This is a genomic window from Oleiphilus sp. HI0043 (assembly GCF_001634935.1).
In genome coordinates, this window is record NZ_LWEY01000814.1 from 1 (window position 1) to 647 (window position 647).

The window sequence follows — 647 nt, forward strand, 5'->3', positions numbered from 1 at the left end:
TTCCGGATGAGAATAAGGTGATGCTTGGAAAAGCTCGACTCCAAAACAGAGGAGTGACAAAGCAATAAAACTTTTATAGGTAGGATAGAAACAGGCTCTGATTTTTAACTGATTTCATATCAAGGCAACCCGTAAAACTATCGAAAAGTACTTTGAGAAAATTCATCAGCTTTATGAGCAGAAAAAAAGCCATCTCAAGTGAGATAGCTTTAGTTCTGGGTGATTTCCTTAAGTGCTGGCAACAATAGTGTACTTCAGGCTTAGATAGAATTAGGACTTCTTTTGTCTACGAGCAAAGCTTAAGCCTACTAAACCCAAACCAAGAAGCGAAAGCGTAGCAGGTTCTGGAACATCGATTAAAGGTACTGAAACCGAGGTGACTGACGTGACCGTCATTCTGGTGTTTGCTAAGAAATACTGCTGTGGATCTGAAACCTGGTAAAGGTAAGTTTCAGCCGATATCGTTGGGCTACCCGGTCCGGTTCCAAATGGTCCAGTGCCTTCGGCCCACGTACTGATATTTATTTCAGATCCACCTTCCTTTACGTTAATTGTTGACAAACCGAATTCAGTGATTGAAACCCTCGCCTCACGAATACCGCGGTCGTATTCAACCATATTTTCGGTGGCCAGATGATAATCAATAC

The 647-nt window shown here is 42.0% G+C and carries 1 protein-coding gene; it reads right to left on the minus strand.

The window, feature by feature from the left end; translation table 11 throughout:
• Positions 1-270 precede the first annotated feature (270 nt).
• The coding region (locus A3729_RS09280) for a PEP-CTERM sorting domain-containing protein (protein WP_156497837.1) at positions 271-647 on the minus strand (377 nt) is incomplete at its 5' end.